This is a genomic window from Enterococcus sp. AMC1157 (assembly GCF_058216555.1).
On record NZ_CM177099.1, the window covers coordinates 1,601,168 to 1,621,003 of the forward strand.

Here is a 19,836-nt window from a genome sequence, read left to right on the forward strand (position 1 = left end):
AAAAACTATAGATTACTTCCATTGGATTCAATTATTTTTTTATACCAAAAATAACTATCTTTTTTGATGCGATTCAAACTGCCTTCTTGTTTTTCATCTTGATCCACATAAACAAATCCATATCTTTTCTTGTAACCATTTAACCAACTCAATAAGTCTGTAAAAGACCACGCACAATAACCCAATACTTCACAACCATCTGTAATAGCTTCTTCAACAGCTTTAATATGAGTACTCAAAAAATCAATTCGATAGTCATCATGAATTTGATTTTTTTCTGTCAGAACATCAATTTCTCCCAGTCCATTTTCAGTAATCATAATTGGTAAATTATATCTACTAGTGATGCGTCTTAACGCAATTTTCAAACCAGTGGGATCAATTTCCCAATTCCATTTTGTCCTTTTCAAGAATGGATTGTTCACTTTACTATTTACTTGATTTTCTTTGTTTTGTTGATTCGTTGCGCTTTGATAATAGTTTACTCCCATAAAATCAGGTACGCCTGCTTTTAACAAAAGGAAATCTTCTGCTCTCGTTTCAGGTAGCCAACCATTTTTTTCCAAGTATTTCCAAGCATATTTAGGATATTCACCTCTTGCGTAAATATCCATCCAAAAATTAGCATTTAGTTCTTCTGCATTTTCAGCAGATAATACATTTTCCGGATGGGAATTTAAACTGTAATTAGGTGTATAAGCAAAACTTGGTCCAATTTTCCCTGGAATATTTAGCTCTCGGAATTTTTTGATAACTGTTGCATTTGCTAAATTTGCATAATGGTTTGCTTGGTACATTCGTTTAAGATCAGTCACACCCGGTGGATGTGAGGCAAAAGCATAACCTAATTGAATAAAAATATTTTGTTCATTCAAGCTCACCCAATACTTAACTTTCCCCTTAAAAGTTTCAAAGAGAACTGTCGCATAGTTTTCAAAATCTTGAATAACTTTTCTAGATTCCCAACCACCATACGCTTCTTGCAAAGCCTGTGGTAAGTCCCAATGATACAAAGTTAAAACAGGTTCAATCCCAGCTACTAACAATTCATCTACCAAATTTATATAGAACTCCAAACCTTTTTGATTTATTTCTCCACTACCTTCTGGAAAAATTCTGGTCCATGCAACTGAAAAACGATACGCTTTTAATTTTTGTTCTTTCATCAATTGTATGTCTTCTTTAAAGCGATTGTAATGGTCTACCGCAATATCACCATTGGATCCTTCGAATGTTTTTCCAGGAATACGCACAAATTCATCCCATACGGATTTGCCTTTTCCATCTTCATCCCAAGCACCTTCTATTTGATAAGCTGCGGAAGAAGCACCCCAAAGAAAATCTTTTGAAAAAACCGAATACTCTGACAATCATGCCACCCTCTTCTATTTCATATACTTCACTATAAAATTTTTAAAATTATGCCAAATAAACTATTTAATGAGGAATGATCCCTTTATATTGTTTCATACTAGTAATAAACACGGATTGAAACACATAGCATAATGTACCAATACCAAAGAAAATAACTGTGTTACTCAAAAATAAATCAATAATATAGCAAGTAATTCCTAGTACTAAAATAATCAGAAACACTCTATGAAAGGTCATAATTGTCCAAATGAATGCATTTCTAAACAGCCAAAAATAATTTTTCTGATTTGTTTCATTCTGAAATAAATAAATATTGATGTTATAAGCGAGTAAAAACAGACAGACAATCCCCAATAGTAATTGCATCACCAATGATTTTGTTTGTAATCCATATAAAATAGACAACATCGTAAAGAACGAAAAAATATTGACGAACCCTAAAGGAATGGTCTTAAAAAAATAATCTTTAAAATGCTTAAAATATCTACGCATAACGGAAGTCTCCTCTCCACTCAATGTATATAAAAGAGCAGAGATAGACGCTGGGATTGTCACAATTGGCAAACAAGTAATTAAGAATAAAAGATTTGCAAAAACCACCTTATAAATTACTGTTGTTGCTTGATAAAATTTACTTTCTATTCCAAACACAGCGTCCACTCCCTTATTCAAAACTAAATAATTTATTCCATTTTTTCTAGATTTTCTTTCACACGTTCATTACGAAATTCCGTAATTTCTTCCCAACCGTTAGTATTACGAGATTCAAGGAATTCATTCCAAATTGCCTGTCCCTCTTCTTCAGAGCTTGCTTGAATCACATTTACAATCGCTTGTACACGTTCCGTATTCACTTTTGTCAGATTACGGTTTGCAGTTCCTGTCTTAGGTTCAATATCTTCCATTTCAAAACGAGGCGCCAGTTTATCTGCTGCCCACTCAACCATTTGACGAATAGAAGTCGATGGTTTTTGCCCCATTTCAATTGCATAATTATCATTCGAAACTTGCCAGTATGAACCAAAACCAATTTCTTTGTCGAATTTAGCAATGTCAGAGTTTCTAATTTCTTCAATGTCTTCAGTATAAACTGCTTGTCCATCCACCATCGTATATGTTTCATCTTCAACACCAAATGCTGTGACCATTGTTCCATATTCACTTGCTAAATAAGTCAATAACTCAATAGCTTTTTGAGGTTCTTCGGTATCAGTTGTGATAAATGTTTGTGTCCATCCACCAATATTGCCACCTGAGAATGTATGGTCTTCACCTTGTGAGTTTTTAGGTCCGTCAATAGCAATATATGTTTCTTCATAATTACTACGGGCATTGTTTTCAGACATTACTTCGTTAATTCCCTTGGTATTAGAATGTAAGTATGCGAAATATTTCCCTTGAGCTAATTTTTCTTTCATCGTGTTGTCGTTATCAGAAAATTGATCGTTACTCATTAAATCATCGTTAAATGCTTTACGGAATACTTCCAGCCAAGCAACATATTCTGCATCACTATCACGATCATTTACTTCTCCATCAACTGAAGGAGCAATATTCAAGAAATCTTGCAATACCCATCCAAAAGCACCATCACCACCATTAGCAATGTCTAACGCAGTTGCTGCAAATGGGACTAAATCAGAGCCATCTTCCACTTGGGGTTGTACTTCTTTGGCTTTCTTCAATGCATCTAAGAATCCTTCTGGGGTAGACATATCTGGTGAACCAATTTTTTCATAGATATCTTTTCTTACGATAAAGACTTGGTCTCCTTGAACACCACCACTTTCATAATCTGCCGTCGTTGTAGAGAAACTTGGATAGCCATAAATATTACCATCTTCTAATGTGTACCAGTTAATTGTTTCTGATTTTGCTGCGTGTTCTAAGAAGTACGGATCATACTTTTCTGCTAATTTATTTAAAGGCAGAGCGAACTTAGCTGCTTCATTTGATGCTGATAAGTTTCTATCAAAGGTCATCAAATCTGGTAAATCTCCACCAGCCAACATTGTATTTAAGTTTTCATCGTTTCCATTGATGAATTCTACTTCAATATTCATATCTTCTTTAATTTTTTTAGATACTACATCCATTCCCCAATCTGCACGTGCGTACCAATCAAAGTTCATATACCATTTTAATTTCGCAGGTGTTTCGGTATCTAATTGCCAACTAGGTGTCTCAGCATCAGGTTCAAAACGAGCTTCAGGCGTTTCACCCATTGCTTTTTCTCCTCGTGAAGATCCACCTCCTGAATCTCCGTTGCTACCACCACAGGCAGCTAGTGTTAGTGCACTGATCAAAGTTAGTCCTAATAAATAAAATTTTCTTTTTTGCATATTCTATTTCTCCCTTATTTATAATTTTTATTCTTTTACTGAACCCAAAGTCATTCCTTGGATAAAGTATTTTTGTAGGAATGGATAAATCACTACAACGGGCACCGTTGTACAAACCATAGTTGCTAGCTGTAAAGATTGTGATGTTGTTTGTCTAACTACTCGAGTTCCTGTTGCTACTCCTGCAGATAGATTCTCTGAAACAATTCTATATAACAACATTTGCAACGGATATAAATCTCTGTCTTCAATAAAAATATTGGCTGTCATATAGTCATTCCATTGATACACACCATGGAATAAAGCAATTGTCGCTAACACTGGTAACGATAAAGGCAAAATGATTTTAACAAATACAACCAATGGATTTGCTCCATCCATCATTGCCGATTCTTCTAAAGAATACGGAATACTTCTAAAGAAATTCATTAAAATAATCATGTCATAAAATGAGAACGCTACCGGCAATATATACACCCAAAAGCTATTTAATAAGCCCAAGTTCTTAAATAACAAGAATGTCGGAATCAGACCACCTGAAACAAACATGGCTAAAACACCTAGTTTCATGTAAAATCCTCTAAAAACTAAATCTTTGCGTGAAATACCATAAGCTACACAAGCACAGACTGCTGTGTGAACAACAACACCTACAATCGTTTTTAACACAGATATAATAAACGCCTTGTATATAGAACTATCTTCAAAAACAGTATAGTAGCTTTCCAATGAAAATTTTCTTGGCCAAAAATAAATACCACCACGAATTGCATCTTTCGCATCATTAAACGACAGTGCCAAAATATTCCACAAAGGTAGTGCAATAATTGCTATAAAAAATATCATGAATATGACGTTAAATGCATTAAATATTTTCTCGTCTTTCGAAAAGTTTTTGTTCATTTCTTACACTCCCTTCTTAAAATACTGACTCATCACTGATTCGTTTGGTTACTAAATGACTTGTGACTACCAAAATTAGTGATACAACGGAAACAAATAAACCAACCGCTGTTGCATATGAGAAGTCCCCTTGTTGGATCCCCATTTTGTATACAAATGAATTTAATACCTCACTCGTTTGATAATTCACTGGATTTTGTAAGACTAGCGTTTGATCTAAGTTTGAACCTAGCAATCCACCCACAGATAATACAAATGTCAACGCAATAATATGTCTAATTGAGGGAATCGTGATATTGATGATTTGTTGGATTTTAGAAGCACCGTCCATTCGAGCAGCTTCATATAATGCAGGATTAATTCCTGTCATTGCTGCAATATATAAAATCGTATTCCAACCAACTTCTTTCCATACATCTGAAATAACTGCGATTGCCCAATATTTATCGGGGTCTGTTAAAAATCGAATCGGCTTATCAATTAAACCTAAATCACGCAAGAAATTATTGACCAATCCTGCATCAGATAGCCACATAATAAACATCCCACCTAATATTACCCAAGATAAGAAATGTGGTAGATAAGAAATTGTTTGAACTAATTTTTTTAATCTTACACTTACAATTTCATTAATTAAAACTGCTAGAATAATTGCTGCTGGAAATCCAATCAATAGTTTCAAGAAACTAATTCCTAACGTATTTTTCATAACAGTCCAAAACATGCTATCTGAGAAAAATTCTTGAAAATACTGCAACCCAATCCAAGGGGAACCGAAAATTCCATCAAAAACAGAATACTCTTTAAATGCAATAATAATTCCATACATAGGTACAAAATTAAACAGAATCATCAAAAAAATCCCAGGAAAGACCATCATTTGATAAAGACTTTGCTTTTTAAGCGTTTTCAAAATAGTTCCTTTTTCATCCTTTTTACGACGTGACATTTTAATGTATGCCTCCTTCTTCATTTTATGTTTTTAATTACTTCTTGTACTTGATACACAGCACCTAAAATACCCGCATCGTTTTTTAGCCCTGTAGCAATAACAGGCGGTAAAATTTTCCCAAGTAAAAAACTCATACTTTCATGACGAACTTCCATTTCGATTAATCGTTCATAAATTCTTTGAATAATTTCTTCACTACTACTAATTGCACCACCTATAAGAATAGCTTCAGGGTCAAAACAACCAATTAGATTCAACAGACCAATTGCTAGATCATCCAAAAATTGTTCAATAATTTCGGCAGCATGCCGGTCTCCAGAAAGTTCTTTTTTAAATATTTCTCGCGCATCAGTTAGCTCGTGAAGCCCATTTTTTCTAGCACTGATATTATATTGATTAATCAACCCACCCACTACTGCCGCTTTTTGTGTCATAGATTGTTTTTCAATCTCTTCAATGTCTTTTACGCCATCAATAATCATCCAACCAAATTCGCCAGCCATTCCATGCGATCCTCGATAAACTTGATTATTAATAACAATTCCACCACCTACTCCTGTTCCTAAAGTTAAACAAAGATAATTCTTGTAAGTCTTAGCATTTCCCAACCATTTTTCAGAAATAGCAACGGCATTGGCATCATTTTCTATCTTTGTTATAACTCCTGTTCTATCCTCTATTTCTTTTTGAAGATTTATCCCATAACAAGAACGAATAGCACCAGCTGTCAATAAAAATCCATCTTCTTGAACAATCCCCGGCATACTAATTCCAATTCCTTGAATAGGTTCGGTCTTATCTTTGGAATAATTTTTGATAATTCGGGTTAAAGAATCTAACAATGCTTCTTTTTCTACTTGAGTTTCAATTAATCCTTTATGAAGTATCTCTCCGCTTGAATTAACTAGTCCATACTTTATACTTGTGCCACCAACATCAATCCCGACATACATATCATTTATCACTTCCCATTAATTCTGCTGTTGTTTCTCGAATAATCAAAGTTCCTTTCACTTCAATTACATTACCTTCTGTCTTACCATCCATCATTTCTAACAAATGTTCAATCGCTTTTTTTCCTTGTTCTTCAGTAGAATTACGTATTGTTGTCAAACTTGGTCTGAAGTACTCTAAAATTTCTGCATCATCAAAACCAACTACACTAAAATCTTCTGGCACAGAAAACCCTTTCAATTTCAGAGCTTTAATTAAACCCACTGCACTCAAATCATTTGCTGCTAAAAAAGCAGTAGGCATTTCTTTAGGAGGGTTCTCTAAAAATTCAATTGAATAGCCGTAAGCATCTTCTTCAACAAAATTCCCTTGAATTGTATTTTCTTCTGAATATACAATTCCAGCTTTTGATAAAGCTGCCTTAAATCCTTGAAAACGTTGGTCATTATCATAAATTCCATCTGTACCATTAATATAGCCAATATTTTTATGTCCTAAACTCAATAGATACTTTCCTGCTAGGTATCCTTTTTCGAAAGAATCAAATACGACACTTCCAACTTTTCTATTTGCTACAATTTTATTAATAAAAACTGTTGAAATGCCATTTGAATTAATTGTTTCAATATCCTTTTGATTCAAAACATCTTCAACAATAATTGCACCATCTACAAAATTCCCTAAAAGACTACTCATAATGACATTCCGTTCATCTGTAACGATGACATTTAATCCATACCCATGTTTTTTAGATTCTAATGCAATTTCATCGATCAATGAATTAAAATACGGACCACGAATTCTGTTAGTATACACACCTATCATTTGGGTTTTTCCAGATTTTAGTTGTTTGCCCATTAGATTAGGTACATAATTTAAACGACTGGCTACATTTTGAATCATGATTCTTGTGTCAGCAGTTACTCCACCGACACCATTTAATGCTTTTGATACTGTAGAAATGGAAACACCTGCTTCTTTTGCAACATCTTTAATGGTCACTCGATTTTTCTCATCCATTCTTATCACCTCATAAAATCCATATTAAGAAAAACGTTTTTTTGTTTTCGATAATTGAATTGTATCATGTAGGATATTAACCAACAAGTCTTTTATGATGATTTCAATCAACTTTGGAATTTTCAGTTGCTTATAAGCATATATATCTAGCTTTAATCAATAAACTTTTTAGAAATAGTTGACTTTTTTAAGCTCTCTCCCTTCATTTTTCATTATAGAAAAAATATAAGAAAACGTTTTCTTCAAAATGAGTATACCATTTCACTTTTTAATTTACAAGCTATTTTAAATAAAAAATTTAAATCTCTATAGAATTTCCTAGAATAATAAAAAAAGAAAGCTAGAAATTTCTACTTTCTTTTTTTATAAGAATCACTATTTTTCAATTCATTTTACACTTATCACTCTAACACCCAGTGATGGGCATTGATTTCACGCCAATTTTCTCCCAAAGCAATGTCTGTAATACCAGAAACAGATTCATTAAAGACTGGATAGTGTGGATCTGGGACTGGGATAGCTGAAAGAAGTTTTTTGGTATATGGATGGATCGGATTTGCGAACAATTCTTCTGAATCCGCTAACTCCACAATTGTTCCCTTATACATAACGGCTACCCGATCTGAAATCTTTTTAACCATCGCCAAATCATGGGCAATAAATAGATAGGTTAGACTTAATTTGTTTTGTAGACTTTCCAATAATTCTACCACTTTGGCTTGAACAGAAGCATCTAAAGCAGATAGAGGTTCATCTAAAACGATAAACTCTGGGTCAACTGCTAAAGCTCTGGCAATTCCGATTCGTTGACGTTGTCCTCCAGAAAATTCATGTGGATAACGTTGGGCAAAGCTTGGATCTAATTCAACCAAAGTTAACAGTTCACGAATTCTCGCTTTTCGTTCTTCCCTTGTTGGTGTCAAATGATGAATATCTAAGGCTTCACCAATGATGTCCTCGATTTTTTTACGAGGATCAAGAGAAGCATATGGATCTTGAAAGACAATCTGCATATGTTTGCGCATATCTTTCATTTCGTCTTTATCCAAGCGATTCAAATCAAAACCTTCAAAATTGACTTCCCCACTTGAAGCATCTAATAATCGTAGAATCGTTCTTCCAGTAGTTGATTTTCCAGAACCGGATTCTCCCACTAATCCCAATGTCTCACCTTTATATATATCAAAGGAAATATCGTTGACTGCTTTAACAGTTAGATTGCGCCCCAGAGAAAATTCTTTTTTCAGATTTGTCACTTGCAATAATTTTTCACGTTTACCAGTGTGAATTTCTGCCAATTTTTCTTTTGCTTGCTTATTTTTTTGTTCGTAAAGATCTGGAATAGCGGCTAACAAAGTTTTCGTATAGGCTTCTTTTGGATGTTCAAAAATTTCTTGGGTTGAGCCTTTTTCAACGATTTTACCATGTTGCATTACCACCACTCGATTACACATATTGGCTACGACACCAAAATCATGGGTAATCAATAGGATGGACGTTCCTAATTGTTTTTGAATCTTTTTAAGTAGCTCTAAAATTTGAGCTTGAATCGTCACATCTAAGGCAGTCGTTGGCTCATCGGCGATTAATAATTTTGGATTGCAGGCTAAAGACAAGGCAATCATAATTCGTTGGCGCATGCCTCCAGAAAATTCATGAGGAAATTGTTTATAACGCTCTTCTACATTGGTAATACCAACTAATTCCATCATTTCTATTGCTCTTTTCTTAGCTGCCTTACGATTGATTTTCTCATGAAAACGAATCGTTTCAGCAATTTGAGACCCAACTGTCATCGTTGGATTTAACGAAGTCATTGGATCTTGGAAAATCATTCCAATGTCGTTTCCACGAATTTTTCGCATGGTTTCTTCCGATAAGGTTAATAACTCTTTGTCTTGGAAGATGATGTTACTTTCTGGATGGATATAGGCGTTACTTGCCAATAATTGCATGATAGAACGGGCAGTTACACTTTTACCACTGCCTGATTCTCCGACAACACCTACTGTTTCTCCCGGTAAAATATCAAAAGACACATCGGAAACGACTGTCTGAAGATCGTTCGCAGAAAAAGAGACGGATAAATTTTCTATTTGTAGTAATGGTTGTTTCATAAGGTCGCTCCTTGTACATGTCTGTTGAACTATTTGCGGCTACTTTCGACATGTTCATTGAATTCATGTGAATCAATTTATTCACTATGTAAAAGGAAAAGCACTTGAGAGCTCTCAAATGCTTCTTCCTCAATTCTACTTATTTTTTATTTTGATTCCAAGAAATTCGCATAAAATTCTTCCACTTTTTCTGGATCAGCAACTAAACGGTTACCAGTATCTACTAATGGTGATAAAGTGGTATACGCTGGTAATTTTAAGCCATTATAAGAAGCGTTGATATCTTCTTGATTGATCGAATACAATAATGCTTTTCGTAAATCAGCACTTGCAGCCACTTCACGACCTTCTGTATTCGTATTAACTAGCATATAAGTTACTCCGTTACTTGGCATATCTTGTAACGTTAAGTTGTCGTCCCCTTCAACGATTTCGTATTGTGTTTCAGGAACTCCATAAGTTAAATGCAATTCTCCTGCACGTAGAGCAGATAATTGACTGTCTGCATCGCCAATAAAGCGAACAATCACTTCAGAAATTTTTGCAGCATTATCTGTGTCTGCTTGATAAGCTGGATTTTTCTTGAAAACTGCTTGATAATCATTTTTTGATGCTAAGATATATGGACCACTTGCATACAAATGATTGTCAAAATTCGCATTTCCTTCTGTCACTGCACGTTGATCTCCGTAAGCAATATCTGTATCCACATTGTATGAATCAATATCATACGTATTAATTCGTTCTACTTGCGCTTGAGATACAATCCCTGCAGATTGATGCGCTAGGTAGTTTAATACTTGTGGGAATGGTGTAGTTGTCGTTAATTTAATAACTTGATAGTTACCAGCAGCGTTATCGACATCCGTTGCTGCATCAACAACTGAACTAATTGGTGTATCTAATCCATCGTTTAAGGCATCCAAGATTGAGCCATCACCTGTAGAGGTATTTACTTCTTCCAACTCACTTAAATCATTGACAATTTCAACCGTATCAATGTGTTCATGTAAGCTATAGGTACGATGATCCGGAACAGAAGTCGGATCGCTAGCACGATCTAATGAGAATACTACGTCTTGTCCACTTACTAATTCTCCTGTATCAACAGCTTCTCCGTCTTCGATACGAGCAAAATTAATATCATCTCTTAATACAAAGTAATACTCAGAGTTTCCTTCAGCAATTACGTGATTGTAACTCAATGAACCATCAGAAACAACTTGGTCATCATCTGTTAAGTTCACTAAACGAACATACATATTCGTATTTAATTGGTTGATTGAACCATCGTTTCCTTTAATTGGATCCAATGAAGTTAATTCTCCATTTGCTTGGGCTAAAACCAATGCTTGACTTTCATTTGCAGACGCATCATTAAATGATACTGGTTCCCACGCAAAGGCACGTGATTTAGACAAACGAATAGTCGCTGGATCTAAGTCGTTGTGGTTAAATGCTTGTCCTTTTAAAGACGTATACAATGGAATAATGTAGGCATTTTCAGTGACTAAAGCATCTTCCAAATCTTTGTAAGTTGAAGTGAACTCATCTGGCGTTTGTAAAGCAGCTTCATCAATTAATTGATCCACTCGGTCATCTGTGATGTTGCTATAGTTATAGTCTCCATCTGATTTGAATAGTGAACGTACCGCATAGTCTGGGTTACCAGTAACTGTCGTCCAACCAGAAATTGCTAAATCGTAATTCCCTGCATCACGTTGAGCACTGAATGCAGAAAAGTCAGGTTGTGTATTCAAATTCACTTTGAAACCATTCTGAATTAATTGATCACGAACAATGTTCATATCATTTTCATTGCTGGCCATTCCTAAAATTTCAATGGTTGTATCTTTATCGGTAATTTCAACTGAACCTCCACTTGAGTTGTTTTCAGTTTGAACATTACATCCTGCCAAAGTCACCGCAGAGACTAACGTTAATACGGATAGTGCTTTTTTCATAAATATTCCCCCATTTTTCTTTTTTTCTATTATTAAGCTTGAAACCTTGGATCTGTTGCATCGCGAACGCCATCCCCCATAAAGTTGAAAGACAAAACTAGCAAAATAATCGCTAATCCGGGATAAATGGCTAAGTGTGGTTGTGTTTCTAAATATTGACTACCAATTCGTAAAATATTTCCCCATTCAGGAACATGAGATTCCACACCTAAACCTAAGAAACTTAAACTACTAGTTGAAATAACAGCCGTTCCGATAGTCAGTGTTGCACGAACAATCATCGGAGCCATAGCATTCGGAATAATATGTTGGGTAATAATCTCCTTGTTACTTTGTCCCAACGCTCTTGAAGCTTCAATAAATTCATAATTGGTCACTTGCAAGACATTAGCCCGCATCGTTCTGGCATAAGCTGGAATCGAACCAATACTTAAGGCTAAAACCAAATTCGTTACTGAAGTGCCAAAAGCTGCCACAATTGTAATGGCTAATAAAATTCCTGGTATGGCATAAAGTACATCTAAAAAGCGCATAATGACATTATCTGTCCGATTGCCATAATAACCTGAAATTGCGCCTAGACCTCCGCCAATTACAAAAGGAACAACGGTGGTGACAAGTCCGACCGTCAGAGAAATGCGAGTACCAAAAACAATTCTTGAAAAAACATCACGTCCAAAATTGTCTGTTCCAAACGGATATTTCAAAGTTGGTGCTTGTAAAATCAAACCATAATTATTTTGTACAGCAAAACTATAACTAAAGGTTAAGTAACTCATTACTGCCAACATAATTAAAAAGGTGATAAAGGTTAATCCTAACAAAGCTGCCTGATTGCGAATTAATTTCTCGCGGATACTCGTCTCACGATAATCGGCTTCTTGATGTTTGCGACGATAATAAAAGGACATGGCAGTAAATAACGCTAAAATATTTCCTGTTAAACTACTCAGCGTTAATACTACTAATAAAAGGTTCTGGATTTTGTCCGAAAATTTTTCCCATCTGCCATGTAAAAATAAAATGCTAATATGAAACAACAGCACGATACTCAAAACAATCAGACCTAGAAAGAAATTATTAGCGACATAGGGTTTAAAGAAGTTAAGTAACGTAACAAAAATGACTAGTATATCGACAATTACCATATAAACGGCATAAATAAAATCTGATTTTCCACTTTTTTTCAAATAGACAATGCCTGATATGAGTCCTACTGGGTTTCCTAGTAAAATACCAAATACTAGTAGGATACCTAAAAATTTATTGTCTTTATTACGAGTGAATAAAAGATACAAAATTTGATGAATTCCCGCTAAAACAAGATTTGCCCCACCCAAACCAACAAGGATTGGATTTAATGCAAATGGCTGAAATTGAATCCCTAGAAATAGGAACAATAGCGCTAGTCCCCACATCAAACCATTGTTAAAGCGTAATTGGTTGTAGACATATCTTTCAGATGAAGTTTGGAACCTCAAGACAACGTCCCCTTTCTTTAAAAATTACGAACCACTCTTAATTCGTGAGCGAATTCTTGGGTCTAACAGATTGTATAACAAGTCAATCAATAAATTGACTAAGGAAATCGTAATCGCCACGTAAATCACGCCACCCATCACTGCGGGAGTATCCGGAATAAATTGACGATCGACAATAAAACTACCGATACCGTTGATGTTAAAGACTTTTTCAGTAATAGCCGCACCGCCCAACATACCACCAAATTGTAAGCCAATTAAGGTAATAATTGGAATCAAAGCATTTAACACTGCATGACGGAAAATAATCCGCATTTGTGACAAACCTTTGGAACGCGCCGTCAAAATATAATCCTCATGCATGACTTCCAACATAGATGAACGTGTCATCCGCGCTAAAGCAGCCATCAAACCCGTCCCTAATACCACTGCTGGCATTAAAAGTGATGTCCAGTTTCCTACATGATAAGTAGCTGGTAACCAGCCTAAACGAATAGAGAAGGTCAAAATGAAAACCAAGCCTTGCCAGAAACTTGGAATAGAAATTCCCACTAAGGCAACCAACATAAATAAATGATCAAAAACAGTATTCGTTTTTAAAGCCGCATAAATTCCAGCTGGTAAAGCAATCACAATCGAAATAATCAAAGCGAAAATCGTTAAATCCCAAGTAACAGGGAAACGTCTAAAGAGAATCGTTACTACACTCTCGTTCCCTACATAAGAATTTCCTAAGTCAAAAGTGAATACACCTTTCACTGTACGGAATAACTGCACCAGATATGGATCATCCAGTCCATGTAGACGATTGAAGTTTTCAATTTGTTGGGTCGTTGCTTGTTCCCCAATAATATTTTGTGCTGGATTAGAAGGAGACAAGTGCAATAAAGTAAAGACAATAATCGTTACCCCAATAATTACGATAAAGGTATAAAACAAACGATTCACTACATAATAAACTAACGGTCGTGAGTAGATAAATAATAAAATATGCATAGGAAAACCTAATAATACAGATAAAATAAAACCTGATGTGGTTTGCATATCCTTTATAGAAGCTTCTAAATGATCATAATATTTCGTTTGATCCTCTACAGTATTAGTTACCTCATCTTTAGCTAGTTGAGCATAATGTTCCCTTGCTTTTGCCTCAATGGACTGACTCGTACGCCCTTGTTTCAAAAAGTCATTTTTTCGTTCTTCTTCTTGAATCAATTTTTCTAACAAAGTTTTACCAGCTTCCGATTGATCGAACAAAGCTAGTTGTTCTTTAATATGTTGATTTTTTGTTGACGAATAACGTCGTCGATTTTTCAACCAAATAATCAATTGATACGGAAAGCTAAGTATCATTAAAATCGCTATTGATAAGCGACTGCGTAGATACATCTTTTTATATTCTTGAATTTGTTTATTTAGAAAAAAAGAATTCGACAATTCTTTCACCTCATATCTTTTTCTTGTCCTAAAAAAATGCAGAACAAATGATTGCCCGTTCATTTTACCAATATTTAAGATGGAACCCAAGAATTATCGACGCTCCTTGTGATAGAAAAAAGCTATATTTATTCTTGTTTATCTCTATCATACTTAGTTAATAAGTTTTTAGCTAATAAATAGTCCTTAAAATTCCTTGATTTCTGGCGTTATTTTGACTACTCTTTCATTTTTTCATGCATTTTCGATGATAGTTTTTATCTATATTTGTAAATTTTACTAAAAAAACCTAGATGAATTAGGCTGGCTTAGATGCGACTAGCGTTTAGTCAGCACTGGAACATCAAAAAAACAGACATCCTACTGATAGGAATGCCTGTTTTGTTTCGTATTTATCTTTGTTTGACTGACTGCTATCGAAAAGATCCTAAATATCTTTCGGAATATAAAAACTACGATTATCCATACCAAAAATACGATCGGTATATTCTCCAGGTTGTTTTTGTCGAATTGAGGTCAGCATCATTTGCATAGACGCATCTAAATTATCAATTTGATGGAGAATTTCAGCTTCCATAATTCGCGGACGAACAGGGGACCCGTATTCTAGTAATCCATGATGTGCCAATACCATGTGTCTTAATACTACAACATCTTCCGCTGCTTCATCGATCTTTAAAGCAACACATGCTTTGGTAATTTCTTCGTCTACTAACACTAAGTGACCCACTAAATTACCCACTAAAGTGTACTCTGTTCCCATTGCTCCACTTAATTCAATCACTTTCCCTAGGTCATGTAGGATAATTCCTGCATATAAAAGGGAAGCATTTAATTCAGGATATTCTTTAACAATCGCTTTTCCTAATCGTAGCATAGTGATTGTATGGTAAGCCAATCCACCGGCAAAAGCATGGTGATTGCGTTTAGCTGCTGGAAATTCGAAAAATTCTTGCTTATATTTTGTCATCAGATGACGCACAATTCGATTCCAATGTGGATTTAAAATTTCAAACAAGGTTTGACTAATTTCTTCTTCCATTTCTTCCTTACGTAAAGGTGCACGTTCCATATACAAACTAGGATCTCCTGGTTCTTCTGGACGGACATTTCTTAGCTGCATAATTTTTACCTGGGGATTCCCTTGGTAAACTTCTCTTTTTCCTGCTAGAAAAACTACTTTTCCGGCTTCAAAACGTTGAATTTCCTCTTCTGAAGCTCCCCAAAACTTCCCATCAATTGTTCCCGAAGTATCTTGGAATGTAAAGGCAATAAATTTTTTGCCATTTTTTGCCATGCGAACATCGGCATTTTTAATTAATACAAATGCTTGAAAATCTTCATCTACTGCTAATTCTCTAATTTTTTTCATTCATCAAACATTCTCTATCAGAAAATGTCTTCTCACATCCTTTGCTGAATTTCTGTGACTGGTTGCTGAATCTCTTGATAATAGCTTACCATTTCTTTGTCAGAAGACAAACAGATGACCTGATGTTTTTCACCGAATGTAGCCAATAGTTTAGCTAAATTCGCCTTTCGTTGACTGTCGTAATGTAACCAACCATCATCTATCATTACAGGACAAGCACTTGTTCCTTCTTGTAAAGACAAATAAGCAAAACGAATGGCCATGATTAGCTGATCTTTGGTGCCTGTTGATAAAGTATAGATATTCACTAGTTCTTGTTTAGATGAAACATGTAAAATCCCTTCTTTTAAAACTACTTGTTGATAACGGTCATTGGTTAAAATAGCAAAATAATAAGAAGCTTGCTGAATCAGTTGTGGTAATTGTTGTTCAGAAAGCTCTGTTGCTAAATCATTTAAAGTAGCCATCATGACTTGGTTTGTACTCCAAGTTACCGCTAATTCTTCAATTTCAGATAATAGACGACTTTCTGTTTGATACAATTCATCCAAGGTTCCACTATTCTGTAAATTTTCAATCTGTAGCTGAACACGTTGTTTCTCTTCTAGTACCTCGGTCATTTCTTGATTAAACTGTTGCACTTGATTTTCAGTTTTCATCATTTGATTAGATAGTTCCTGCCGCTGGATTTTTTCAGGAAAAATTTCTTGCAATAGTTGTGTTAATTCAGTTTTTCTGGCAATTTGTTTTTGCTCTTCCTCCCAACGCTTAATCCACCATGGAATATCCGTTGGCCGGTCCAAACCAAACATTGTAAATAATGTTTGATGCTCTTTAAACAAAGCTTGGCGGCTCTCTTTACTACGTTTTAATTGCTGAGCCAACAACGTACTTGGCTGTTGCAAACGAGTCATTTTGATAGCATTCATTTGATTGGCAAAGTCTGCCAACAAAGTAAACTTTTCTGATAATTTTTTGTTCCCTAGCGGCAGCCACTCATGATAACTTTCAAACTGACTCACTAACTTATTTATTTCTTTTACTAAAAGTTTTTGTTGCTCTTCAAGTAGGGCCATTTCTTCAGTTTGTTGACGAAAATCATTTGTCGCTTGTTGGTATGCCACTAAAGTCTGTCGCCAACTTAAATAATTAGTATTGTTGCCAAAAGAAGGTTGTAAGTATTTTATTAGTTGTTCCAACTCTGCTTGCATTTCTGCCAACTTGTCGCTTTCCGTCTGCCATTCATGATTTGCTCCATCTAATTGCACAAGTTTTTCTTGCCATAAGGATTTTTCCGTCGTTTTTTGTTTCTTAGGACTGTAAAAAATACTTACCATTCCACCAATAATCAAACCACTCCCTAAAAGAAGAAAGCCACTTTTTAAGATAGGGGTAAACCAAGCTACAATTAGTAAAAGTATCCCTGTCACAAGACTTACTATAGAAATAGGTGAAGTTTTTGAGGTCTTAAACCACTCTGGATGTTTTTTTTCTAATTTTGTGATCTCAGCTTCTAATAACTGAACTCGTTCTTCAAGCCATTGAATACGAGCCTTTTGTTGATCTGTCTGTTTTTGTAATTCTTCTAAACGATCTAATAATTCATATACTTGGTCATCCAATTCATCAGGTACCGAACGCCAGCCCCATTTATGAGCTGTTTCTTCTAGAATCTTCCCAATTTTTGCTTGTTGAACCACCAGACGTTGTTCTTCATCTGATAAGCGAGCTCCTTGTACTTCTTGACGCAACAATTCTTGAATTTCTGCCTCATGATCCAAGTAAAAAAAGTAACGATCCGATTCTTGCCCTTGTTCCAAACGAGCTAATTCATCTTCTTTTTTCTGAATTTCTTCGGTTAATTGCTGATACTCTTGATAAAAGTGCTTTAATTGGTTTTGTTCTTCGATACTATTCTGAGCAAACTTGATTTGTTGCAACTCTTGCCACTCTTCATACAACGACCAATAATGTTCTTGTTGGCGTAAAGCTTGCAGTTTTACTTGCAATTGATTTAAAGCATCATGAACATCTGCTTGCTTTTTTTGATAGGAAGAAAGTTGTTGATAGGCGCTTTGAATTCTTGCTTCTTGCGATTCTTGCTCGTGGATAATTTCTTTTAATTTTTGCCATTCATTTAACCGTTGATTCAATTCAGGTTTGTGAGCTCGCCGTTTATAAAGTTTGTCATTTTCTTTTTTATATTCCGCAATTTTGCCCATCCATTGTTGACTTCCAGTTATTCCTAAAGAAATCAAGGCATTGTGTAGCTCAGTTTCTTGTAGATGATCTACTGCCGTTAATTGTTCTTGTTGAAAAGTAAATACTTCCTGAAAAGTTTCCAAAGTTAACGGTGTAAGCAAATCTTTTAGCAATTCTTCATTGCCCTCTTGATTACCTAGGTAAACTTTAGCTTGTCCACGATTTTTTTGCTGGTAACGTTCCACGAGAATTTCGCCATGTGGGGCGATATCGATCCAAAGTTTCCCACCATAAGCAGCGCCATCTTGAGGTTGATAATCTCGCTTGCGACTATTTTTCTTGGGAAAACCAAATAACATTGTTTGAATGAAATGATATAAAGTTGATTTGCCCACTTCATTATTACCAAAAAAAAGTTGATTTCCAGATAAAAAATCAAACGTGCGTTGGCGATAATGACCAAATCCACTAATTTCTGCTTTAATTAATTTCATTTATCTGCCTCTCTCCAATGAAATTCACGGTGGAACTTCTCTTTAACTTGGTTTAATGTTGTTTCTTTTAGCTCTTCAATAGCTAGAGTACGTTGAATCAGTTGATGGCTTGCGAGTTCCTCAACAATCGTAGTAAACACCCTTTCATCTTGATAGGCAGCCAAAATCTGAGATAAAACCTCTTTTCCAGATAATTGAATGGATTCAAATTCCTCTCCCTTGATTTCGATTTGATAAACAATCGGGGGATTGGCTTTTTTCCTAACTACATCATTTAAATACGCAATAATTTCTGATTTTTCTTTATTATTTAACCAATTTTTTGGCAATTCTTCTGTATCGACTAAAATAATTTTTATCAATTGTTTGGCTTGATTCTCAAGGTTTTCGATAATGCTATCCAGAGCTGCTTGTTGTTTACGAATACTTTTTAGAGAAATTTTTGTCTCCGTCCATTGAATTGCCGCAACTTCTCGTGTCTCAAAAGTAGTCTCCATTTCATTTAATGTAACCAACTGAATGCCAGCGACTTGTTGTTCTTTTTGTGTATGACCTTGGGGAGTCCCTGGGTAAATAACTGGTGGCTGTTGTGAAAGTACAGTAGGAACATGGACGTGTCCCAACGCCCAGTAATCGTAATTTTTTTGTTTCATTTCACTGATTTGAAAAGGTGCATATTGGGCACCTTTATTATCCCCGTGATACATACCAATGTGATATTTTGCTTGTCTTGCTGGAAATTCACTTACTTTTGCTTCTTGAATCCAAGGATGTAAATAACTAAAGCCACTAATTGCATAAGACTCGCCACTAGTTGTTTGCCCCAAAAGAGTCGTAACCGTCTCATCAACAAACAAATGAACATTTTCTGGAAATTCAAACCAGTAACGTTCAGCCTCATAATAATCATGGTTGCCAAAAATCAAATACACGGGAATATCTTGCTGATTTAACCGTTGCATTTGTTGGAAAAATTGATGTTGGGTTTTTAAGGTCGGTCGATTTTGATGAAATGTATCTCCTGCAAATAACATGAAGTCCACTTCTTCTTCCAACGCAAGATTTACGATATTTTCTAAAACTTGACCGTTGCTGTCAGCTAAACTTTTTGTTTCTGAAACCAAGTGTAGTCCCTCAAACGAACGATCAAAGTGCAAATCAGCACAATGAATAAAACGTAGCATTTCTTCAAAACCTCCTTATGATGTCTCTTTATTTTAGCAT

Annotated in this window: 14 protein-coding genes and 1 pseudogene; all 15 read right to left on the minus strand. The window is 35.1% G+C overall.

Annotation, left to right across the window (positions count from 1 at the left end; all coding sequences use genetic code 11):
* Positions 1-5 precede the first annotated feature (5 nt).
* Positions 6-1,370 (minus strand): glycoside hydrolase family 1 protein, encoded by a 1,365-nt coding sequence (locus AC4BBX_RS07715; RefSeq protein WP_490453308.1) that lies wholly within the window; start codon positions 1,368-1,370, stop codon positions 6-8.
* A 67-nt stretch (positions 1,371-1,437) separates the two neighbouring features.
* The gene (locus tag AC4BBX_RS07720; RefSeq protein ID WP_490453309.1) at positions 1,438-2,025 is read right to left on the minus strand and encodes a DUF624 domain-containing protein; all 588 of its coding nucleotides are present in this window, start codon (positions 2,023-2,025) and stop codon (positions 1,438-1,440) included.
* 32 nt (positions 2,026-2,057) lie between these two features.
* Positions 2,058-3,716: a type 2 periplasmic-binding domain-containing protein gene (locus AC4BBX_RS07725; protein WP_490453310.1), complete on the minus strand. Its 1,659-nt coding sequence runs from the start codon at positions 3,714-3,716 to the stop codon at positions 2,058-2,060.
* Positions 3,717-3,743: 27 nt separating this feature from the next.
* A complete protein-coding gene (locus AC4BBX_RS07730; RefSeq protein WP_490453311.1) occupies positions 3,744-4,619 on the minus strand; it encodes a carbohydrate ABC transporter permease in 876 nt (291 codons plus the stop codon).
* 16 nt (positions 4,620-4,635) lie between these two features.
* Positions 4,636-5,568, minus strand: a complete 933-nt coding sequence (locus AC4BBX_RS07735; RefSeq protein WP_490453312.1) for an ABC transporter permease — start codon at positions 5,566-5,568, stop codon at positions 4,636-4,638.
* Between the two features lie 20 nt (positions 5,569-5,588).
* Entirely contained in the window at positions 5,589-6,524 is a 936-nt protein-coding gene (locus AC4BBX_RS07740) for an ROK family protein (RefSeq protein WP_490453313.1), read from the minus strand.
* A gap of 1 nt (position 6,525) precedes the next feature.
* On the minus strand, positions 6,526-7,545 hold the full coding sequence (locus AC4BBX_RS07745; RefSeq protein ID WP_490453314.1) for a LacI family DNA-binding transcriptional regulator: 1,020 nt from the start codon (positions 7,543-7,545) through the stop codon (positions 6,526-6,528).
* A 401-nt stretch (positions 7,546-7,946) separates the two neighbouring features.
* Positions 7,947-8,834, minus strand: a complete 888-nt coding sequence (locus tag AC4BBX_RS07750) for an ABC transporter ATP-binding protein (RefSeq protein ID WP_490455781.1) — start codon at positions 8,832-8,834, stop codon at positions 7,947-7,949.
* Positions 8,835-9,662: pseudogene (locus tag AC4BBX_RS07755) on the minus strand (ATP-binding cassette domain-containing protein); the annotation flags it as partial.
* Between the two features lie 146 nt (positions 9,663-9,808).
* A complete protein-coding gene (locus AC4BBX_RS07760; protein WP_490453315.1) occupies positions 9,809-11,626 on the minus strand; it encodes an ABC transporter substrate-binding protein in 1,818 nt (605 codons plus the stop codon).
* A gap of 32 nt (positions 11,627-11,658) precedes the next feature.
* Positions 11,659-13,107: an ABC transporter permease gene (locus AC4BBX_RS07765; protein WP_490453316.1), complete on the minus strand. Its 1,449-nt coding sequence runs from the start codon at positions 13,105-13,107 to the stop codon at positions 11,659-11,661.
* Between the two features lie 24 nt (positions 13,108-13,131).
* Positions 13,132-14,544, minus strand: coding sequence for an ABC transporter permease (locus tag AC4BBX_RS07770; RefSeq protein WP_490453317.1), 1,413 nt, complete (start codon positions 14,542-14,544; stop codon positions 13,132-13,134).
* A gap of 427 nt (positions 14,545-14,971) precedes the next feature.
* Complete coding sequence (locus tag AC4BBX_RS07775) at positions 14,972-15,916, minus strand: 3'-5' exoribonuclease YhaM family protein (RefSeq protein ID WP_490453318.1); 945 nt, start codon at positions 15,914-15,916, stop codon at positions 14,972-14,974.
* Between the two features lie 32 nt (positions 15,917-15,948).
* A complete protein-coding gene (locus tag AC4BBX_RS07780) occupies positions 15,949-18,612 on the minus strand; it encodes an ATP-binding protein (RefSeq protein ID WP_490453319.1) in 2,664 nt (887 codons plus the stop codon).
* Positions 18,609-19,796 carry a metallophosphoesterase family protein gene (locus AC4BBX_RS07785; protein WP_490453320.1) on the minus strand — a complete coding sequence of 396 codons (1,188 nt, stop codon included), beginning with the start codon at positions 19,794-19,796 and terminating at the stop codon, positions 18,609-18,611. The genes AC4BBX_RS07780 and AC4BBX_RS07785 overlap by 4 nt, the downstream gene beginning before the upstream one ends.
* Positions 19,797-19,836 lie beyond the last annotated feature (40 nt).

Bases quoted from the DNA above. Each gene is read 5' to 3' on its own strand.
- AC4BBX_RS07725 (WP_490453310.1), bottom strand. From the start codon at position 3,716: ATGCAAAAAAGAAAATTTTATTTATTAGGACTAACTTTGATCAGTGCA.
- AC4BBX_RS07730 (WP_490453311.1), bottom strand. From the start codon at position 4,619: ATGAACAAAAACTTTTCGAAAGACGAGAAAATATTTAATGCATTTAAC.
- AC4BBX_RS07735 (WP_490453312.1), bottom strand. From the start codon at position 5,568: ATGTCACGTCGTAAAAAGGATGAAAAAGGAACTATTTTGAAAACGCTT.
- AC4BBX_RS07740 (WP_490453313.1), bottom strand. From the start codon at position 6,524: ATGTATGTCGGGATTGATGTTGGTGGCACAAGTATAAAGTATGGACTA.
- AC4BBX_RS07745 (WP_490453314.1), bottom strand. From the start codon at position 7,545: ATGGATGAGAAAAATCGAGTGACCATTAAAGATGTTGCAAAAGAAGCA.
- AC4BBX_RS07760 (WP_490453315.1), bottom strand. From the start codon at position 11,626: ATGAAAAAAGCACTATCCGTATTAACGTTAGTCTCTGCGGTGACTTTG.
- AC4BBX_RS07775 (WP_490453318.1), bottom strand. From the start codon at position 15,916: ATGAAAAAAATTAGAGAATTAGCAGTAGATGAAGATTTTCAAGCATTT.
- AC4BBX_RS07780 (WP_490453319.1), bottom strand. From the start codon at position 18,612: ATGAAATTAATTAAAGCAGAAATTAGTGGATTTGGTCATTATCGCCAA.
- AC4BBX_RS07785 (WP_490453320.1), bottom strand. From the start codon at position 19,796: ATGCTACGTTTTATTCATTGTGCTGATTTGCACTTTGATCGTTCGTTT.